Source organism: Vibrio sp. A37 (genome assembly GCF_059777565.1).
In genome coordinates this window covers 81,523-101,443 of record NZ_JBLNLI010000008.1, presented here as the reverse complement: position 1 = coordinate 101,443, position 19,921 = coordinate 81,523, and the positions used below count along the sequence as shown (strand labels likewise).

The 19,921-nt window shown below is 40.4% G+C and carries 17 protein-coding genes; 13 read left to right on the top strand and 4 right to left on the bottom strand.

Translation table 11 applies throughout. From position 1 onward, the window contains the following. Window positions 1-22: 22 nt before the first annotated feature. The 3 genes from radA to ACM2FC_RS14940 all read left to right on the top strand — a co-directional run bounded on the left by radA (window position 23) and on the right by ACM2FC_RS14940 (window position 7,111). The gene (gene radA / locus ACM2FC_RS14950) at window positions 23-1,402 is read left to right on the top strand and encodes a DNA repair protein RadA (RefSeq protein ID WP_498481763.1); all 1,380 of its coding nucleotides are present in this window, start codon (window positions 23-25) and stop codon (window positions 1,400-1,402) included. Window positions 1,403-1,629: 227 nt separating this feature from the next. Further along, window positions 1,630-3,714, top strand: coding sequence for an elongation factor G (gene fusA, locus ACM2FC_RS14945; RefSeq protein WP_498481762.1), 2,085 nt, complete (start codon window positions 1,630-1,632; stop codon window positions 3,712-3,714). Between the two features lie 892 nt (window positions 3,715-4,606). Next, window positions 4,607-7,111, top strand: coding sequence for a bifunctional diguanylate cyclase/phosphodiesterase (locus ACM2FC_RS14940; RefSeq protein ID WP_498481761.1), 2,505 nt, complete (start codon window positions 4,607-4,609; stop codon window positions 7,109-7,111). A gap of 125 nt (window positions 7,112-7,236) precedes the next feature. On the opposite strand, the gene ACM2FC_RS14935 is transcribed toward ACM2FC_RS14940, so the two are convergent. Further along, on the bottom strand, window positions 7,237-8,187 hold the full coding sequence (locus tag ACM2FC_RS14935; RefSeq protein ID WP_498481760.1) for a LysR substrate-binding domain-containing protein: 951 nt from the start codon (window positions 8,185-8,187) through the stop codon (window positions 7,237-7,239). 98 nt (window positions 8,188-8,285) lie between these two features. Here ACM2FC_RS14935 and ACM2FC_RS14930 point away from each other — a divergent pair, with 98 nt between their 5' ends. Beyond that, window positions 8,286-8,492, top strand: a complete 207-nt coding sequence (locus ACM2FC_RS14930; RefSeq protein WP_498481759.1) for a DUF1127 domain-containing protein — start codon at window positions 8,286-8,288, stop codon at window positions 8,490-8,492. A gap of 413 nt (window positions 8,493-8,905) precedes the next feature. On the opposite strand, the gene ACM2FC_RS14925 is transcribed toward ACM2FC_RS14930, so the two are convergent. The 3 genes from ACM2FC_RS14925 to ACM2FC_RS14915 all read right to left on the bottom strand — a co-directional run bounded on the left by ACM2FC_RS14925 (window position 8,906) and on the right by ACM2FC_RS14915 (window position 13,392). Further along, window positions 8,906-9,985 carry a phosphatase PAP2 family protein gene (locus ACM2FC_RS14925; protein ID WP_498481758.1) on the bottom strand — a complete coding sequence of 360 codons (1,080 nt, stop codon included), beginning with the start codon at window positions 9,983-9,985 and terminating at the stop codon, window positions 8,906-8,908. A 788-nt stretch (window positions 9,986-10,773) separates the two neighbouring features. Beyond that, a complete protein-coding gene (locus ACM2FC_RS14920) occupies window positions 10,774-12,459 on the bottom strand; it encodes an AMP-binding protein (protein ID WP_498481757.1) in 1,686 nt (561 codons plus the stop codon). A gap of 192 nt (window positions 12,460-12,651) precedes the next feature. Then, on the bottom strand, window positions 12,652-13,392 hold the full coding sequence (locus ACM2FC_RS14915; RefSeq protein WP_498481756.1) for a helix-turn-helix domain-containing protein: 741 nt from the start codon (window positions 13,390-13,392) through the stop codon (window positions 12,652-12,654). 483 nt (window positions 13,393-13,875) lie between these two features. Here ACM2FC_RS14915 and ACM2FC_RS14910 point away from each other — a divergent pair, with 483 nt between their 5' ends. From ACM2FC_RS14910 to ACM2FC_RS14870, 9 genes are all read left to right on the top strand, one after another. Continuing rightward, entirely contained in the window at window positions 13,876-14,043 is a 168-nt protein-coding gene (locus ACM2FC_RS14910) for a Flp family type IVb pilin (RefSeq protein ID WP_498481755.1), read from the top strand. Between the two features lie 121 nt (window positions 14,044-14,164). After that, a complete protein-coding gene (locus tag ACM2FC_RS14905) occupies window positions 14,165-14,326 on the top strand; it encodes a Flp family type IVb pilin (protein WP_498481754.1) in 162 nt (53 codons plus the stop codon). A 30-nt stretch (window positions 14,327-14,356) separates the two neighbouring features. Next, entirely contained in the window at window positions 14,357-14,878 is a 522-nt protein-coding gene (locus ACM2FC_RS14900; RefSeq protein ID WP_498481753.1) for a prepilin peptidase, read from the top strand. Between the two features lie 14 nt (window positions 14,879-14,892). Next, window positions 14,893-16,257, top strand: a complete 1,365-nt coding sequence (locus ACM2FC_RS14895) for an ATP-binding protein (protein ID WP_498481752.1) — start codon at window positions 14,893-14,895, stop codon at window positions 16,255-16,257. Next, complete coding sequence (cpaB, locus tag ACM2FC_RS14890) at window positions 16,254-17,000, top strand: Flp pilus assembly protein CpaB (RefSeq protein WP_498481751.1); 747 nt, start codon at window positions 16,254-16,256, stop codon at window positions 16,998-17,000. The genes ACM2FC_RS14895 and cpaB overlap by 4 nt, the downstream gene beginning before the upstream one ends. A gap of 8 nt (window positions 17,001-17,008) precedes the next feature. Further along, on the top strand, window positions 17,009-18,499 hold the full coding sequence (locus tag ACM2FC_RS14885; RefSeq protein WP_498481750.1) for a type II and III secretion system protein family protein: 1,491 nt from the start codon (window positions 17,009-17,011) through the stop codon (window positions 18,497-18,499). Window positions 18,500-18,510: 11 nt separating this feature from the next. After that, a complete protein-coding gene (locus ACM2FC_RS14880; RefSeq protein ID WP_498481749.1) occupies window positions 18,511-18,771 on the top strand; it encodes a hypothetical protein in 261 nt (86 codons plus the stop codon). Window positions 18,772-18,988: 217 nt separating this feature from the next. After that, window positions 18,989-19,441: a TadE/TadG family type IV pilus assembly protein gene (locus tag ACM2FC_RS14875; RefSeq protein WP_498481748.1), complete on the top strand. Its 453-nt coding sequence runs from the start codon at window positions 18,989-18,991 to the stop codon at window positions 19,439-19,441. Continuing rightward, window positions 19,438-19,914: a TadE/TadG family type IV pilus assembly protein gene (locus tag ACM2FC_RS14870; RefSeq protein ID WP_498481747.1), complete on the top strand. Its 477-nt coding sequence runs from the start codon at window positions 19,438-19,440 to the stop codon at window positions 19,912-19,914. Before ACM2FC_RS14875 ends, ACM2FC_RS14870 begins: the two co-directional genes overlap by 4 nt. The last annotated feature ends 7 nt before the right edge of the window (window positions 19,915-19,921 follow it).

Sequence of the window (19,921 nt, the reverse complement as noted above, 5' to 3'; positions counted from 1 at the left end):
AGAGTTAGGGTAATGAGGTTTCATGGCTAAGACAAAACGAGCGTACGTGTGTAACGATTGTGGGGCCGATTTCCCACGTTGGCAGGGGCAATGTAATGCTTGCGGTGCGTGGAATACAATTACTGAAGTGAGACTTGCAGCTTCTCCGTCTGTTGCTCGTAACGAGCGCTTGTCTGGTTATGCTGGTGCTGCTTCTGAGTCTAAAGTACAAGTCTTATCAGAGATTGACTTGCAAGAAGTTCCTCGTTTTACCAGCGGCTTCAAAGAGCTCGATAGAGTTCTGGGAGGTGGTGTGGTGCCGGGTGCCGCAATCTTGATTGGAGGTAACCCTGGTGCAGGTAAATCCACTCTGCTTCTCCAAGCTATGTGTTTTCTCGCTTCTCAAATGCCGACTTTGTATGTCACCGGCGAAGAGTCATTGCAGCAAGTGGCCTTGCGGGCTTCTCGCTTAGGCTTGCCAAAAGATAACCTCAAAATGCTCTCAGAAACGAACGTCGATAAGATTTGCCAAGTTGCAGAGCAAGAACAGCCGAAAATTATGGTGATTGATTCCATTCAGGTGATGCACGTTGGCGATGTACAATCTTCTCCCGGCAGTGTTGCTCAGGTGAGAGAGTCGGCGACGGCGTTAACTCGTTACGCGAAACAAAACAATGTCGCTGTGTTTATCGTTGGTCACGTTACAAAAGATGGTACGTTGGCAGGGCCAAAAGTGTTGGAGCATATTATTGATTGTTCGGTGCTGCTAGACGGTGGCAGTGACAGCCGCTTTAGAACTTTACGCAGTCACAAAAACCGTTTTGGTGCTGTTAATGAACTGGGTGTATTTGCCATGACGGGACAAGGCCTTCGAGAAGTCAGTAATCCTTCTGCAATCTTCTTGTCACGTGGAGAAGAGGAAACGTCTGGCAGCTCTGTGATGGTGGTGTGGGAAGGCACTCGTCCATTGTTGGTTGAGATACAAGCTTTGGTCGATTATTCTCAGCTCGCAAACCCGCGCAGGGTTGCGGTAGGTCTAGAGCAAAATCGTTTGTCTCTTTTGTTGGCAGTATTGCATAAGCATGGCGGGTTGCAGATGGCAGACCAAGATGTGTTTGTTAATGTGGTTGGTGGCGTAAAGGTCACAGAAACCAGTGCTGACCTAGCGTTGATAATGGCATTGCTATCCAGTTTTAAAGACCGAGCTTTAGCAAAAGATGTGGTCATTTTTGGCGAAGTAGGTTTGGCAGGAGAAATTCGACCAGTACCAAGTGGGCAAGAACGCCTGATGGAAGCGTTTAAGCACGGATTTAAACGAGCGATTGTTCCAAGTGCCAATATGCCAAAAAATGGCATAGAAGGTATGCAAATTCATGGGGTTAAAAAGCTATCGGAAGCCATTCAAGCATTCGATGAGTTATAAAAAAGCAAAAATTGTAAACGGCAAAAGCAGAATAACTCACTACATTTGTTTAGTAGTGCGGTTAAAAGCAGCAATAATCTGCTAAAAATCGCACAAAATTAGCGAACTTCTTAGGTTTAGCAAAGGTTAACAAAGTTTTTTACCTTCTCTAGCACACAAAGGTATCAGTCTTGACAGATTGTGGTATACTCTGCGCGCATTTTATATCCTATTAATAGAGTAAAACAATGGCAGATTTATCGAAATACAGAAACATTGGTATTTTCGCGCACGTTGATGCGGGTAAAACAACTACCACTGAACGTATCCTGAAGCTAACTGGTCAAATCCACAAAACAGGTGAAGTTCACGATGGCGAATCAACTACTGACTTCATGGAGCAGGAAGCTGAGCGCGGTATTACTATCCAGTCTGCAGCGGTAAGCTGTTTCTGGAACGATCACCGCCTAAACGTTATCGATACTCCTGGACACGTTGACTTCACAGTAGAAGTATATCGTTCTCTTAAAGTACTAGACGGCGGTGTTGGTGTATTCTGTGGTTCTGGTGGTGTTGAGCCTCAGTCAGAGACTAACTGGCGTTACGCTAACGAATCAGAAGTATCTCGTCTAATCTTCGTGAACAAGCTAGACCGTATGGGTGCTGACTTCTACAACGTTGTTGACCAAGTTAAAAACGTTCTAGGTGCTAACCCACTAGTTATGGTTCTACCAATCGGTCGTGAAGACGATTTCGTTGGTGTTGTAGACCTATTAAGCCGTAAAGCATACGTATGGGATGACTCTGGTCTTCCTGAAAACTACGAAATCCAAGACATCCCTGCGGATATGTTGGATGACGTTGAAGCTTACCGTGAAGAGCTAATCGAAACTGCTGTAGAGCAAGACGATGATCTAATGGAAGCTTACATGGAAGGTGAAGAGCCTTCTATCGAAGACATCAAACGTTGTATCCGTAAAGGTACTCGTGACCTAGCGTTCTTCCCAACATTCTGTGGTTCTGCATTTAAGAACAAAGGTGTTCAGCTAGTTCTTGACGCAGTTGTTGATTATCTACCAGCTCCAACTGAAGTAGATCCTCAACCACTGACTGACAAAGAAACTGGTGAGCCAACTGGTGAAGTTGCTACAGTATCTGCAGAAGAGCCACTACGTGCTCTAGCATTTAAGATCATGGATGACCGTTTCGGCGCGCTAACATTCATCCGTATCTACTCTGGTGTGATGAACAAGGGTGACACTATCCTTAACGCTGCTACAGGTAAAACTGAGCGTATCGGCCGTATGGTTGAGATGCAGGCAGACGAGCGTAACGAACTAACAACTGCACAAGCTGGTGACATCATCGCTGTAGTTGGTATGAAGAACGTTCAAACTGGTCACACTCTATGTGATCCTAAGCACGAGTGTACTCTTGAGCCAATGATCTTCCCAGAACCAGTAATCTCTATCGCGGTTGCTCCGAAAGATAAAGGTTCTACTGAGAAAATGGGTATCGCGATCGGTAAAATGGTTGCAGAAGATCCATCTTTCCAAGTTGAGACTGACGAAGATTCAGGTGAAACTATCCTGAAAGGTATGGGTGAACTTCACCTAGACATCAAAGTAGACATCCTTAAGCGTACTTACGGTGTTGAACTAACTGTTGGTGCTCCTCAGGTTGCTTACCGTGAAACTATCACTCAAGCAGTTGAAGATAGCTACACGCATAAGAAACAGTCTGGTGGTTCTGGTCAGTTCGGTAAGATCGACTACCGCATCAAGCCAGGTGAGCCAAACTCAGGTTTCACGTTCTCTTCAACAGTTGTTGGTGGTAACGTACCTAAAGAATTCTGGCCTGCAGTAGAAAAAGGCTTTGCATCTATGATGGAAGAGGGTGTTCTAGCTGGCTTCCCAACTCTAGACGTTGAAATTGAACTATTCGATGGTGGCTTCCACGCAGTTGACTCATCTGCAATCGCATTTGAAATCGCAGCGAAAGGTGCATTCCGTCAATCTATGCCTAAAGCTGGCGCGCAACTTCTTGAGCCAATCATGAACGTTGACGTGTTCACTCCAGAAGATCACGTTGGTGATGTAATCGGTGACCTTAACCGTCGTCGTGGTATGATCAAAGACCAACAAGCTGGTACTACTGGTGTTCGTATTAAAGCTGACGTTCCTCTATCAGAAATGTTTGGCTACATCGGTCACCTACGTACTATCACTTCTGGTCGTGGTCAATTCTCTATGGAGTTCGCTCACTACGCACCATGCCCACAAAATGTGGCAGAAGAAGTTATCGCTAAAGTAAACGAAGAGAAGAACAAGTAATTTTCTCTTAAGCTTTAGAGTAAAAGCCCTCGATTGTTTCGAGGGTTTTTTTATGCCTTTAAATCGCGATAGTGCAGAGATTAAAGGTTGAGTTGCGCAATTTGATTGCGATATACCAATTCCATCAATTATTTCATCATTCTTGCGGGCTAAAATCGCCCAGCACTGGGTTCGAATTTTCATTTCCCCTAGGAATTTCCTCCCAGAGGCCTTATGTGGTGGGGCTTTGAGCTATTTCACATCTTTGGTATATTAGCGTGGTTGCAACAATATGTGATGCGAATGAATTTCAAGGGCATTGAATTCAAGCTATTCCGATTTAAGGGTATTTTCACTGAAGCGTGGGGGAATATTTGTCTCCAATTATCCTCGCTATAACAACGACTACTATCATTCAGAAATCACCAAGATGTTCAAGTGTGGAACAGCAGGGAATGGCTTTGCGACTTACCAATACTTTGAATGTGGTCATGGGCTACATGTGGCTAACTTTAGTTGAAAAGGGAAGGCTTGCCCACGATACCATTCACTGTCAAAAATGAAACGACAAGAGGAAGAGTTTACAGTAGTCATTTACTTCCTCAAAGGTGTTGCGATTTATTTGAAATAGGGGAGAACAAAGCCTTGGTGAAGCGATGTTAAAAACTGCCGCATAAACATATAAATCAATCACACTTCCACTTTTCAACGGAACCAACAGGTGTCGTCTACTCGACTATACTAAAATTAATTAGGTGGGTGAGACTTCCTCGAAGAGAAACTCTAATGGTGACAATTTGAAGGTCAAAATGAGTGATATCGCCCATCAACTTAATACTTGGTGTCCAAATTTAAGTCTGATAAATAACAAGAAGGAACACTATTTTAATCGCCACGCTCAAGGAGAAGCCGATTGGGTGAGTTTAATGATAAGAAACTCCTATGGATGATCAAGTACCTACCTTTGGTGCTTATGTCGGTGTTTATCCTTATTGCAGCCGTGCTCATCGTAGGAGAAAACAAAACCTCTCTCCAAGAAGACATCCGTTCTCTGAGAAATAATTTTTACGACAATCAAAAAATCACTATTCGTAACCGAGTTATGAATGTTGTTGAGCAAATAAAAGTAGAAAAGCGACGTACAGAGAATAACTTGCAACGCAATATTAAAGAAAGGCTGAACGAGGCAGCAAGTATTGCGAGGAACCTATATCAATTTCACCACCAATCCGCCTCTGAATTAACTAAAAACATCATTTTAGAAGCGATTCGTCCCATTCGTTACAATGAAGGTCGCGGGTATTATTTTATCTACGATCTTAATGGGGTGAACGTGATGCATCCTATTTCTCCCAACCTAGAGGGTAAGAGTCTGATTGACCTCAAAGACTCTAAGGGGAACTTAGTCATAAAAGATCTAGTAACCATTGCGCAGTCTCAAGGTAGCGGATATCATCGATGGTGGTGGCCAAAGCCTGATGATCTCAAAAGCCAATACGAAAAAATTGGCTACGTTGTAAAGTTTGAACCCTACAACTGGCTTATTGGTACTGGTGAATATGTCGAAGATGTAGAAAAAGACGACAAGAAAAAATTGCTAGATAGTATTTCTGAATACCGCTTTGATAACGGCGATTATGTGTTTGTTATGAACAGTAAAGGTGAGTTACTTGTACACCCTAACGAGAGTCTGATTGGTGTTGAAAGACTCGATGTCAAAGATCAGTCTGGAAAGCTTTACATTAAAGAGTTGATCAATAAAGCCAAGAGTGGTGGTGGATACGTCAATTACTTCTCCTCATATCAGCCTTCAGGTGCTACGACGTCGGATAAACTAAGCTACGTAGAGTATTTTCCAGAATGGGATTGGATCATAGGTTCAGGGGTTTATCTAAATCCAATAGAGAACTTTTTAGCCCATAGAGCAAAAAGTATGACAGCGAGCAATGAGCGAGAAATGGAGCGGATTGGCAGCATAAGTGCCGTGGTATTGCTGATATTAGCAGCCTTTTCACTCATTATAGGGCGCGCTGTTGGACAACGTTTTTTACGCTTGCAAGAAAGGGTCGCAAAAAATATCGGTGAGTTAGAAGACACACGAGATCAATTGCACTACCAAGCCCACCACGATAGTCTAACCTTGCTACCAAACCGTCGCCATATGAAAGAGTACTTAAATGATTTGATTGAAAAAAATGAGATGGTCACGATCATGTTCGTTGATATGGATAACTTCAAGAAAGTGAATGACTCTCTTGGGCACCGTAGTGGCGACAAATTGCTAACCTTACTCGGAGAACGTTTTGGAAATGTTTTAGATAGAGAGCATATCGTTGCTCGATTTGGGGGGGATGAATTTGTATTCTGTATTCCAAAGCTCGCTGATCCCATTGTAGTTCAGCAAATTGCCAATCAAATAAAAGATATGCTACAAGAACAATTTTGGGTATACGGAAAATTGATATATATCAGTTGCAGTATTGGGGTATCTCTATTTCCAAAGGATGGCTCAACGCCAGACGAACTCATTTCTAAAGCGGATACGGCTTTATATACAGCCAAATCAAGGCATAAAGGCCAGATACTTTTTTACGACGATGAGATACAGAAAAAAACACAGCATGATTTACTGTTGGAGAAAGAGCTAAGAAAAGCGATCGCTAATGATGAACTGTATGTGATGTATCAACCACAAGTCGATCTTAAGAGCGAGAAAGTCGTATCAGTCGAAGCACTATTACGTTGGGAAAACCCGAGTCTCGGGTCTGTTTCTCCGCTGGAGCTTATTAAAAAAGCAGAAGAAATTGACATCATTGATCAGGTAGGGTTATTTGTTATTGAGAAAACATGTTGCGATTTTAATCAAAACTTCCACAATTCAGAGCTGGGCTTGTCGATTAATCTATCTCCCAGCCAACTTTGTAATGGATTTATCGAAGATCTAATTCGTATCGTCGACGACGCAAAACTAGACCATTCTAGAATCACTTTAGAAATAACAGAAAATGTCTTGATAGATGATCTTGAGTCTGTGACACCGATATTAAATGATCTAAGAAAAGCAGGTTTTTCGATTTCTTTAGATGATTTTGGTACAGGCTTTTCATCATTGAGCTACTTATACAACTTGTCGATAAATGAGATTAAAATTGACCAATCATTTGTTGATAAAATGATAGACAATGTACAAAGCGATACGCTCATTAAGGCTATCGTAGCGATAGGGCATGCTCACTCCTCAAAGATTGTTGCGGAGGGAATAGAGACAAAGCAGCAAGAGCAAAGGTTGAAAGAATATGGTTGCTCTTTAGGTCAAGGATATCTTTTCTCTAAACCTTTAAAAGTGAAGGACTTGCTTGTATTTATTGAGAGGGCATCCAACGGAGCCCCTACTTCAAATAAATCGCAACACCCTTGAGGAAGTGAATGGCTAACGTAAACTCTTCCTCTTGTAATGAGAATTACTAGTTATAAAAACGCTGCCTCGTTCTGAACGGTTTTTTTTGCGCAAATATTTTGCTCATTTAATTAATGGTATTGGTATTAATTTAAAGAGCACTTTGTACCTTCAAATTCAGCCTCGAGAATTGTCATATCTAATGGGTATTGTTTCTGAAATCGGTCTATCTCAACTTCAACCCAGTTTTTAAATTGCTGAACTTTTTCACGCTTAAAATAACTTGATGGTGCACAAAGGTAATAGCGAAACTTAGGACGCAGAGCGATGTCTCCAATCACAACAAGCTTACCTTCTGAGATGTATCTTGCAGCTAGGGAATGTCGAACAAGTGCAACACCTTGTACAGCAAGTGCCCCATCTAACACCATGTGAGAGCCACTGTATTGTATAGTCGACTGGCCTCCAGATTGGCCGACGGTTTGCAAAAATACCTGCCAGTTTAAATCGGGCCACATATCTTCTATTAGTTCAACTCTAGGCAAATCAGTGAACCCATTGATCTGGTGGGTTTTCTGATAGATTGGGTGACAAACGGCAAACAAAGCATCTTCCAACAAAAGATGGCTTTCGAGTTTAGGGTATTCCCCTCCACCGTATCGGATACAGATATCGACAGCAGAATTTTGGTAGCTAACAAGGTCGTTAGAAGGTTCAAGTAATATCGAGATCTGCGGATGTTTTTCACGAAAAGATCCTAACCTTGGAATTAGCCAATGTTGCGAAAAAGAGGGTAAGGAAGAAACCGTGAGCTGCTTTGGATTAGGATCACTATTAATCAAACGAATACCTTCTTGCAAGTGGGCAAACCCTTTCGCTGCTTGATCAAATAGCACGACACCTTCATCGGTTAACACTATTTTTCGGTGCTGACGAATAAAAAGATCAGTGCCAAGCCATTGTTCTAGTATGCGTATTTGTTGGCTTATCGCTGCAGGAGTAACAAACAGCTTTTCTGCTGCCTGTTTTAGACTACCTTGTTCAGCAGCAATGTAGAAATAGTACATCCCTTGTAAGGGAGGCATTTTTTGCTTCACTTAAGTTTTCCTTAACTGATTGTCAAAATCTATCGTTTGTACAGATAAGTATAATGGTTAATTATTGAACTACACAAACACAGGTTAAGGAGCTTACTATGCAAATCTCAACACATTACGGACAAGGTGGGAGTCTTGATAACCTAAATAGTTTGATTAAGAATTTCTACTCGAAGACTCTAGTTTGGTATCGAAACTACAAAACTCGCCAGCAGCTAGCAGAATTGCCCGAGCATCTTTATCAAGATGTCGGCTTAACGAAAAGGCAAGTTGACGAAGAAGCAAACAGATATTTTTGGAATTGATTTAACAGAAGAAATAGAGCGCTTGGCGCTCTATTTTTGTTTTCGGCCCTAAACCACCTACTTCAGTAGGTGGTTATCATCCATTGAGGCTTTGCCTGTAATGCTACCCATGCTAAATGCTCTCTTGATTTTTAGCGAAGTCAAAGAGGAAAAAATACGAGTAGATATAATTGAGGTTCTCATATCTTTTGATACGTCAATATCATATAAAGTAAATGCTAAAGTATCGATTCGCCCAAAGCTAACTTGTTTAGAATGTGGATTATTTATATCGTTTAACGAGTTGGACTCACTACCTTGAAAAAAAAATTGTAAAGCTTGACTAAAATATCGACTTAAACGACTTCGTTGGAGCTTCTTGCGCTGGTGGCCTATTTAGGCTGGGACTCATGTTCGGGGATACAATCTATTAATCATGAAAACTTGGAGGTTAATTTCCCACATATTTTCCAAATAATGATGGTTAAAATTATGCTTACATATCCATCTATAGCGTAGTGCCATGCCAAATGTACGGAACCAATTTGAATCAACGCCATATAGAGCCACATTATATAACCAAGTTTTCTATTAAACCGGTAGCTTGCTAGTGCCATTAAAACGGCAACAGATACATGCATACTAGGCATTGCAGATATACCTACTCCTATGCCACTTTCTACTTTTAAGTATTTAAGCCATAAAGAATTTTGAAGATCTAAAGCCGTAATTGGAAACCACCCATATTGAACAAGCTCTTCACTCTGCTCCCTAAGTCTGTCCATTAACGGAAGATATTGCGTTTGTTCTATATCAAGGAGGTGGATATAACAGGGGCCAGCAGAAGAAAGCAGTGTAGCGGTGAAACCTCCTATAAAAAGCCAACTAGTCATAAATGTGAGTAAATATTGATTCCGTAAGTGACTTAGATCTCTCCTAATGATAAAAAAAAGAATGCTCCCCCACATTAGGAAAAACCATAGGTGGTACAAAAAGTTAATCATATATGTTGCGAATGAAATGGGAAAAATACTATGGGTCAGTTGCCAAGGAGATATGCCAAAGTGGACAAATTTATCTATTTCATAAAATATATAATCGTACTTGAAAGAGTTTATATATGGTATTATCGACTTTAAATAGGAGTAACATGAAAAAGTTAAATTAAGAGCCAAAACCAGAAGGATAAAGCTAGATACTTTTGATAATGGGTTGAAAAAACTAAATATTGTTTTAATATATCTTATGGTTGGATGTGGCTCCTTATTATAAAAAAGATAAATGTAATAGGCTAAGCTCCATACTAAAAAAGAGACGTGACATATTGTAATTAAGGTTTGTAGGTAAGTGAAAATGTTGTAATCTAATGCAGCTTTTACTGGGTAAGATTTTGATATTAAAAACAAAGCAGTAGTGGTTACAAGCACATATATATATATTAGCCTATCTTCAGCTAAATCTCTCTTTATTTCTTTCCATTGAATATATATATATTTTGATTGGTGTTTTTTCATCAGCATGTAATGTAGATTTGAGTTGTGAATATCCTAGTATTAAAAAGTCAAGACAGATTGGAGATTTTTAATCTAATTTATTTCTATATAGTTAGTTTTAATTCGACAATATTTTAACTAACTCATTTCACTTGGAACTCTTAGCGAACTATACAATTTAAAGGTAGCACTAAAAATATTATATATTAAATTTTTTGAGTTTTTTTTTAAAATATGCGCTCTACTCCATATAAGTGGGCTAACTTAGTTAGATACCAGCAGAGATGACAGGTGATGCTTCTTAAAATTGAGTTTTTTGGCTTTCGTGTTGTAAAGCATACAGTGACTCGGGTATACCAATTAATCAAATGGTCGGAGTTACGACAAGCTACTTTAAGAGCAAATGTACGATTGATGGGTATCTGAAGAGGATTTTTATAATCCAACTGACTTTGGCGGAGTTATTCACTTTCGGAAGAGCTTAGTGTATCTGATTAGATAGGATAGCATCGATGATCTGAGCATTTTTCGCCTTTTAGCCAAGAATGACAATCACTAACTTTCTGTCGATAAAATACCTGTTTGGCGTGCATAAAAAAGTATTTAAATTTTGGCTTGATTACCTGCTCCTCAATTCGTACAAGTTTTCCTTCATCGATGAAACGTACCGCACTGAGTCTCTAACGAGTGCGGCAACTTGTACAGAAAGTGCTGTTTTGAGTACGAAGCTCGAACCATCGTATTCACACTGCACACGAGATGGATTGCTTGATACTGTTAGTCGCTCGGATAAGAAATTCTACTTCGTATTATTCTTCCCACACGACCAATTGATCTTTGGGCCAATCATGACCCACTTCATGATATTTCTGTTCTAAAACATGACGTTTGATCTTTAGTGTAGGTGTCAGGATTCCGTTCTCGATGCTCCATGGTTCTTTGATCATGAGAACACCCTGAATTTGGGCATGCGACTCCAGATCGGCATTGATCTTTTCGATCACTTTATGCGTTGTTCGTTCATAACGCTTGCGATCAAAGTTAGGAAAATCGTGAGGGACAACAAGTAGAATAGGTGCTGGAAGTCCTAAACCAATTAAGCACATCATCTCAACACGGCTATATTCAAACAGTTTCTTCTCAATTGGCACTGGAGCGACAAACTTACCTTTGGCTGTTTTGAAGGTATCTTTTTTCCTACCTTGAATAAATAAATAGCCGTCTTCATCGACGTAACCAATATCGCCTGTATGTAGCCATCCTTCGCTACCAAAAGAATCTTGCGAGGCAATATCATTTTTATAGTAACCAGAGAACATGCCGGTACTATGCACTAAGATTTCTTCATCTTCGGCGATCTTAATATCGATTCCTGGCCCAGGCTTGCCAACCGAACCGATTTTATCGGCGCGGAAAGGATAGTTAAGCGTGCTGTATGCAAAAGACTCCGTCATGCCCCACGCTTCAGTGATATTAAGTCCGACGGAGTGATACCATTCAAGTAGTGCTGGTGAGACTGGCGCTGAACCACAGCCTAAAACGCGCGCTTGATGGAGTCCGAGTCCGGTTGCAATTTTTTTCTTAATTAGAGAATTAACAAAAGGTATTTTGAGTAAAATATTTAGCTTCGCTTGAGGTAGCTTGTCTTGAATACGTTGCTGGAATAGGGTCCATAACCTTGGAACCGAGATGAAGATAGTAGGGCTATGCATCTTCACATCTTCAATGAAAGTCTCTAATGACTCTGGGAATGCAGTAACCACTCCACCCATCGCCGAAGTACCGAATACATACACTCGCTCAGTTATATGTGCCAATGGCAAATATGAGAAAAGCCTGTCATTTGGTTCGATACCTACATGATCCACTAACTGTTTAACCGACCAATTGAATCCACCGTAGGTCAATATGGCTCCTTTCGGTAGACCTGACGTTCCAGATGTATACACCAGTGACATGATATCTTCATCGCTGTGTGCTGCTCTCTCAGAACTAGGTTCAGCATCATCAAGGAGCAAATTAAAAGTATGGTTGCAAGAAGGGGCTGAGTCGTAAGGCAATGCGATACTGGTGATATTAGTTAATTTGGATAGTACCGATTGAGTCGCTGCTGAGTCATCGAGTTTACCTGCGATAAGTATCTTGCTTTCGCTATGAGTTAAGCAATATTCAATAGTTTCTTCTCCAGCTGTCGGGAAAATAGGTACACTGATGAAGTTGCCATGCATCATAGCTAAATCGCATATGAACCATTCAGCACAATTTTTGGAAATCAGAGCGACTTTATCTCCTGGCTGAACGCCTAGTTTTTTTAAAGCAGAGACAAACTTCAGTGCTTTGTCCGCAACTTCTGCGTAGGTATATTCGACAAATTGACGGTTGATTATTTGCTTTAGATAAACATCATCGGGTTTTTCTTCAGCCCACTTGAGTATCATTTGATCAGGGGTTGGTAAGGTTGTATTTGATTGACTGATTTCGTTGGGCTGAATCATGACTAACTCCATTTATTCTACGACAGTATAACCTTTCCGTGGTGCAACTTAGCGTGTAAAAAGCTAATGCTGATAGGTTTGGTAAACCAACAAAGGTCAATACCTTAAATGTTAATATATGGTTAACAATAACAGTAGACTTTGATACAGGGAAGAGATTGCTATCTTGAACAGATCAATAGAGTGATCTTGTTAGTGTATTTGCCGGAATAGACCTGGGCTAACCCCAGTTTTCTTCTTAAAAATACGGGAGAAGTAAGAGACATCTTTATAGCCACATTGGTAGGCGATAAAGGCAATTTTCGACTTTCTATCATCGATAAGTAATTGCTTTGCCAAAGATATTCTTTTCATTGTTAAATAATCTCTAAAACTCATTCCAACAGAGCTATGAAATACTTTAGAGAAGTAGGTTACAGAATAATGGCAATATTCTGCTATATCTTCTTCTTTTATTGTCTTAGCAAGATTTGATTCAATATATCTTAATATTTCAAGTAAGTTTTTGCTTATGTTTTGGTTTGAAAGTTGAGGTTCATTTTTATGAATTTCGATAACTTCTTGATGTGAAGTGAAATTATAATGAATACTTGTACTTAATTTTTCAACCCATGAAGATATATCACTATTATCAATATTGAAACTCTCTACAACAACATCGAGATTTAAGATCTCCTCATCTATCTCACCTTTATAAATTATAATCAATGACTTACTTAAGTTCTGGCATATTTTTATTGAGGTAAGTAACAGAGGGTTATTCTGATTTTTGTCAAAGTAAAAAAAGCAGAAATCAATTTTTGGCTCACTTAATACTGATACATCATGGCCACTTTCAATAATCTTAAAATAATTTTCAATACTGATTAAACTATCTCTAGGAATGTAAGAAATTGATTTCCCTATCCAATGACCAGTATGTAGCACATCCATAAAACATCGACCTTTATTCCATAAAGAATTTATTCCTCAACTTAGGTTAGGCGAATCATGTTAAAGCGCAAGTACTCAAGGAACGAGCGAGTAAAGATGAGATTGAGTGATATTAGTTGCATTTTGATTGTTTTTTTGTGATCAATGTCCCATTGTAAATTGCGCTCAAAATTGTCAAGTATTAGAATTAAGAATAAGTAGCGATTTAATATTGCTTTGTTAGTGTATCTAAAGAGTTAATATCTTAATGTCTTGATATCTGGGTTTTAATTGATAAATTTATTTGTTTTTCTTGATTTTAAGGTTGCACAATATTTTATCAATTGACATAAAAATTACAGTGAAAATATTTAATACAGTGTTTTATAGTGCAAGAAAGTGCTAGAAGTGATTAAAAAAATCCTAACTATTTCTGGGGTAAAATTCTAGATTATAGAGTAAGCAATTTACGGAAATTGCGTTTATAAAGGAAGGAGACCTAAAATGGAAAAACTTATGCATCACATTAAAGCATTTATTCAGGATGAAGAAGGTTTAACAGTAGTTGAATATGTTGTAGGTGCAGGACTACTTGTTACTGGACTTAGTGGCTTATTCACTGCCTTTGGTTCTACACTTCAAGGTCAATTAACCACAATCTTTACTAGTTAATTTCAAGCAAAATTTTATTCACCGTCTACTATTTATGTTACTGGTTTAAGTTAGAAGAGTAATTATTTGAAATCTCCTCTAAATATAGATCGGTAACATAGTTTTTTTGGGAGGACGGGTAATGACTATTATAACTAATAAATGTAAAGCCTTTTTAAGTAATGAAGAAGGGTTAACTACAGTTGAGTACGTTGTCGGAGCTGGATTATTGGCTGCTGGTCTAGCAATCTTTTTTGGTGGTTGGGCCGGTATTCTGACTGTTGAATTTGATTCACTATTCTAATTACATATCCACCAACTTGGCTAAGCTCTGATGCTTACTTATTACTTAATATGGTTGGGCTTTGTAACGGTCGCGGTTTTCGATGCAAAGGAACATAGAATCCCTAACGTAGTGTTAGTGGTTTTAATTGCTTTAGCGGTGATTGACAAACTACTTTCTCCCCACTCGGTTTCACTATTAGTTAGCGCTTCAATTGGAGCGGTAGCCATGTTTGGCTTTTCATTTTTGTTTTATCTGATACGAGCAATGGCACCCGGCGACGTAAAGTTATTGGGTGTTGTTGGCTTTGTTATCGGTTGGGGACAACTACTTATCGTTTCCTATTGGATTGCTATCGCTACTGTTATCGTTGGAAGCTTCTATGCTGCAATTAGGCATGCTGAAGAGCCAGGTTCAGCTAAAATATTATTGAGTAAATACACTATATTGTTATCAGGTCATAGAGCTGTTTTAAATGACTCTTTACGATCGGATAAAGCCAAGGCGAATAAATTAAGGATGCCTTTTGCACCTGTTGTAGTTATTGGATTGGCATTGCACCAAGGATTTTAAAACAAGGAGTCTCTATGACGGCGGCCTATCAGGAAGGATTACATAGAGAAGAGTTAACACCGCAAGCGGATGCACCAAAAGTTCCTACTTCTTTCGAAGATTTGGGTGTGCCCAAAGTCGTGTTAGAAAACTTACTTTTGAAGCACCTTGCCGCGTACCCCAAATCCGATATTCTACAGCTCACACGCTCTATGGGAATCAATAGCCATCTCATCGAAGACATGCTTTCAAACCTGCGAAAAAAATCTAAAGTCGAAGTGTTTCAAGCTTCACATGATGCCTTTCTATCTCAAGGCTCTGCACCTTCTGGAGGTGGTGCAGTTCGATACGGGCTTTCCGAATCTGGAATGCAAGATGCGGATGCGGCATTTACGAAAGATGCCTATTTAGGTCCAGCACCAGTCTCACTAACGGCTTATGATGCCATGGTGAAAGAACAGGATGTCCGAGTTCGTGTCGTAACCAAAGACGATGTTACCCACGCACTTCAGGAAGTATATGGAGCAGAGCGTTTAATCGGTGTGATTGGGCCCGCAATAAATTCAGGACGTGCTCTTTTACTTTATGGTGACGCAGGTACAGGTAAAACCTTCGTTGCAACGAGAATTCTAAACTCACTAAACACATCTGTTTATATTCCTTATGCGGTCTACGCCGCTGGTAACATCATTAAAGTTTTTTCTCCCCAACACCACAAACGGTTAACTGGTCCAGAAGACGAAGGCAGCTTCGTCTTTAAAGAGCAGTTTGATCGCCGCTGGGCACTTTGTGAAAGGCCGAGTATCCAAGTTGGTGGTGAACTTACCATGGATATGCTTGAGGTGAATCATACTGAACATAATCGGGTATGGATTGCGCCGTTACAAATGATGGCAAACAACGGCATCTTTATTATTGACGATTTGGGTCGTCAGCCAATGCCCGTGGATACTTTGCTCAACCGTTGGATTGTTCCAATGGAATACTTCTTCGATCATTTGGCTCTGCCTAATGGTCAGCAAGTCACCATACCGTTCATTTTGACTTTGGCATTTTCTAGTAACTTGGATCCGGAGTCGATTGCAGACCCGGCATTTTTACGTCGGCTTGGTTATAAAATACAGTTTTATCCACTGAAAGATCATGAATATAAAGCGCTCTGGCAAAAAGTAGCCAGTGGACGTCAGCTAAGTCTTGAAGAATCTGTATTTGACAAACTAAATGAATTACATAGCCAGCATAGCGTTGGCTTTTATCCCTGCTTGCCTAAAGACATGATAGGTATCAGCCGGGATATTATCGCATTTGAAGAAATACCTCCTACTATTACTCCAGAGATAGTCTCTCGAGCATGGGAAGTTTACTTCACTGCTGATGGAAAAGGAGGAGGAGCAAGATGAGTAGAAATCAAGCTATTTTACTATTCTTGCTATCCATTATATTTGGTTTAGGAGCGGTATTTTTTGCCAAACAATGGATGGATAGGCAAGTACAACCACAGGTAGAAGTCGAAGTGGTTGAAAGGGAACCAGTAGTGATTGCTGCGCAAGAAATACCCGCAGGGACCATTCTTGAAGATCAACATTTAACCACCAAGTTATTGGAAAAAGACTGGCGAAGTGAAAACCAATTTGGCTTGCCCGATGAAGTAGTCGGAAAAGTGGCTGCCAATGTAATTTATCCAGGCGAAATTGTGCACCCGCTAAGAGTTACTGTGCCGGGAGAAGGCTCTACGCTGGCTTCGCTGATTGAAGAAAATAAACGAGCAGTAACCATTCGAGTGAATGATGTTATTGGTGTCGCAGGCTTCCTGCTACCAGGGAATAAAGTCGATATCTTAAGTACGGTGAAATACAACCAACGTTACGCTACGACATCTACAGTCTTGAAAGACATCAAAGTTTTGGCCGTTGACCAAACCGCAAAAACTCAAGAAAACAAACCCATCATAGTACGAGCCGTTACCTTAGAAGTTTCACCGAAAGAAGCAGAAAAACTGCTGACTGCGAAAAGTAAAGGTGAAATACAGCTTGCGCTTAGAAATCCCCATGAACCAGATGAAGTTCCACGGAAGCGTTACGTAGCACCTAGTGTCACTGTAATAAAAGGAACTCAGTCTTCGAATATTAGAGTGAAGGAATGAGGTGTAAGATGAAAAGAATAATGATCTTAATTTGCCTCTTACTGACAAGCAGTTTTTATGCAGTGGCATCGACACAGACGGGGAAAGTCGTAAAAGTTCCTCACCACAAATCTACTCATGTTCAATTAGCAGGGAAAGCGAAACGTGTTTCACTCGGTGATCCTGAAGTTCTCGATTTCGTAATGCTGAGATCCAATGAGCTGTTTTTAATTGGTAAGAAACTGGGCACAACGAATTTGATGGCTTGGGACTATCGCGGGCGTTTGATAGAAGCGATCAATATTGAGGTGACACATGATCTCAATAGCCTGAAATCTAAGCTTTATGAGTTTTTGCCAGATGAAAAAATTGAAGTTCACAGTTCTCAAAACCGTCTAATTTTAAGCGGTATGGTTTCCAGCCAATCTAAAATGAATGTCGCTCTAAGAGTCGCAGAAACATACGCAGCAGGTCAGTCTGTAGAAAAAGCTCAGAGTGGATCATCTGCAGAAACTAAGTCCATAAGCGAAAATGTGCAAAAATCCGGCATCATCAACTTGATGACAGTGGGAGGATCGCAGCAGGTGATGCTTGAAGTGACGGTAGCTGAAGTTCAGCGATCTTTGATAAGAAAGTTTGATGCGAACATCGCATTTTTTAATACCGGTGACCACTTTGGTGGAGGGATAGCTTCAACAGCCTCATCAATATCCGGAATTACACCAACTCTAGGTGCACCTACTATTGATGCTTCGGACTATGGAATTCTGGGAGGTTTCGTTGATAGTAGAAATACCTTGTCACTTGCCCTCGATATGGCAAAGGAACAAGGAGCTGCAAAAGTATTGGCAGAGCCTAACTTAACGGCATTAAGTGGTGCTAAAGCTGAGATGTTAGCTGGCGGCGAATTCCCTATACCAGTATCGCAAGATAACGATACCGTTACTGTTGAGTATAAGGAATACGGTGTCGGGCTGACGTTTATTCCAACCATCCTGAGCAACAAAAATATCAATTTAGAGATGGCTGTGGACGTAAGCGAAATTACCACTTCTTCTTCTCTATCTATTGATGTTATTAGCGACGCCAGCTATCAAATTTATCCAATAACACGCCGGAGCGCTTCATCGACTTTAGAGCTTGCTGATGGTCAGACTATCGGTATTGCCGGATTGTTGAGTGAAAACGTAAAAGATGCAGCGAGAAAGTTTCCTGGACTGGGTGATTTGCCAATTCTAGGGCAGCTATTTAATAGCTCAGCTTATATTAAAGGTGAAACTGAGTTGGTTATTTTGGTCACTGCGAGATTAGCAAAGGCCATTGATAGAGAAAGCGTAGTACTGCCCACCGATTTGTTTATGGAGCCGACGGATATGCAGTATTACTTGCTGGGTAAAAGTCCTTATATCGCAGCACATGCTGCAGCCCAAGGCACAGCATCTGATGAAGAAATCCCAGCTACCGACTTTATTGAATATCCTGATGGCGGTACAGAAGGGACATTTGGACACAGCTTTTAAAGGAAATGAACATGGATAAGTCACTAATTACATTAGCTTTAGCTAGCTTATTCTTGGTTGGTTGCTCAAGTAACGATGCGCCCTTGGGTTCCACAGTGACCAGTTTAGTTCAGGCTCAAACTTATGACCCTGATGCAGCAAAAGATAATTTAGCAATTATTACACCGGGTAACGGTGAAAGATTGGAAAATGTATACCAAACTTATACTAGTGCTAAAGAAGTTGAGTTAGAAGGAACGTCAAGCCAAGTTTTGGAGGAGACTTCTAATTAGTGCTCAAGGAATGAACTATGTTGTTGAAATTAATCTACCTATTAAATGTACTCGAAAGAAATGAGAAACAGTTTGTTATCTCAGTGAAATGTATAGCACTGGGTTGTCTAGCTATTGAGAGTAAATTTCGAACGGGTTTTAACAACGTAATCTCTTCATGCCAATCATTGCTATTGCCAGCAACAGACTTAAGTAGAAATTACTTGAGGGGGTTGCCATGTTGATACTGAAAAAAAACTTCACGCGCTTTAAACAGAAAGGTCTAGCGGCTGTAGAATTTCTAATTACAGTGCCTGTCTTATTCATCCTACTTGCAGGAATCACAGAGATTGGCAATGCTTTTCTTACCTACAACACCATTAACAAGATGGTGCAACATGCAGCTAGATATTCTGTTGTTGATGTTTATGGTACCTCTGGCTCTTCTGATGTCGCTGATTATAGCATTGTTAGGAATATGGTTGTTTATGGCAATAGTGCCGGGTCAGGAGATGCTGCCGTACCGGATCTTGAAACCTCAGATGTGACAATATCCGAGGCAGGAAATTACGTCACAATAACGGTCAATTATACCTACCAACCAATAGTAGGAGCATTTAACTCAGCAATGGATTTTGAAGTCCCTTTAAATGCATCAGCTATGATGTATACAGGGGGGGCAACACCATGAGAATTAAAAGCAACTCAGGGTTGAGTATTATCGAATTTACTATAGTTGCTTCAGCTTTAATGATGATGGTATTGGGAGTGATCAATTTTGGTCACTATGTGTATTCAATGCAAGTGCTTAGTGATGTGTCGCGTACAGCCGCTCGATTAGGGACGGTCTGTCATGTATCTGATCAAGGTGATATCCCGGATTTAGCCATAGCTGCAAATGTCCCCTCTGGTTTTACGGCGGCTAATATTGACGTTGACTACCTAGACGCGGCAGGAAGTGAAGTTACCGGAACTCTTACAGATAACGATGTTTTTACTACAATTCGATATGTTAGAGCCAGAGTCATTGACTATGAATATCAATTTGCAGGCTTTCTAAGTTTTATGGGTGATGATGGAGCATTGGCCGTTCCGGAGTTTGAATCGACGCTGCCAATTGAAAACTTAGGCGTTCATGCAGATGGTTCGCTGACGGATTGTTAAGGGGACG

Excerpts from the sequence above, each read along its gene's own strand:
- radA (WP_498481763.1), top strand. The coding sequence starts at position 23 with ATGGCTAAGACAAAACGAGCGTACGTGTGTAACGATTGTGGGGCCGAT.
- fusA (WP_498481762.1), top strand. The coding sequence starts at position 1,630 with ATGGCAGATTTATCGAAATACAGAAACATTGGTATTTTCGCGCACGTT.
- ACM2FC_RS14930 (WP_498481759.1), top strand. The coding sequence starts at position 8,286 with ATGCAAATCTCAACACATTACGGACAAGGTGGGAGTCTTGATAACCTA.
- ACM2FC_RS14925 (WP_498481758.1), bottom strand. The coding sequence starts at position 9,985 with ATGAAAAAACACCAATCAAAATATATATATATTCAATGGAAAGAAATA.
- ACM2FC_RS14920 (WP_498481757.1), bottom strand. The coding sequence starts at position 12,459 with ATGATTCAGCCCAACGAAATCAGTCAATCAAATACAACCTTACCAACC.
- ACM2FC_RS14915 (WP_498481756.1), bottom strand. The coding sequence starts at position 13,392 with ATGGATGTGCTACATACTGGTCATTGGATAGGGAAATCAATTTCTTAC.
- ACM2FC_RS14910 (WP_498481755.1), top strand. The coding sequence starts at position 13,876 with ATGGAAAAACTTATGCATCACATTAAAGCATTTATTCAGGATGAAGAA.
- ACM2FC_RS14905 (WP_498481754.1), top strand. The coding sequence starts at position 14,165 with ATGACTATTATAACTAATAAATGTAAAGCCTTTTTAAGTAATGAAGAA.
- ACM2FC_RS14900 (WP_498481753.1), top strand. The coding sequence starts at position 14,357 with ATGCTTACTTATTACTTAATATGGTTGGGCTTTGTAACGGTCGCGGTT.
- ACM2FC_RS14895 (WP_498481752.1), top strand. The coding sequence starts at position 14,893 with ATGACGGCGGCCTATCAGGAAGGATTACATAGAGAAGAGTTAACACCG.
- cpaB (WP_498481751.1), top strand. The coding sequence starts at position 16,254 with ATGAGTAGAAATCAAGCTATTTTACTATTCTTGCTATCCATTATATTT.
- ACM2FC_RS14885 (WP_498481750.1), top strand. The coding sequence starts at position 17,009 with ATGAAAAGAATAATGATCTTAATTTGCCTCTTACTGACAAGCAGTTTT.
- ACM2FC_RS14880 (WP_498481749.1), top strand. The coding sequence starts at position 18,511 with ATGGATAAGTCACTAATTACATTAGCTTTAGCTAGCTTATTCTTGGTT.
- ACM2FC_RS14875 (WP_498481748.1), top strand. The coding sequence starts at position 18,989 with ATGTTGATACTGAAAAAAAACTTCACGCGCTTTAAACAGAAAGGTCTA.
- ACM2FC_RS14870 (WP_498481747.1), top strand. The coding sequence starts at position 19,438 with ATGAGAATTAAAAGCAACTCAGGGTTGAGTATTATCGAATTTACTATA.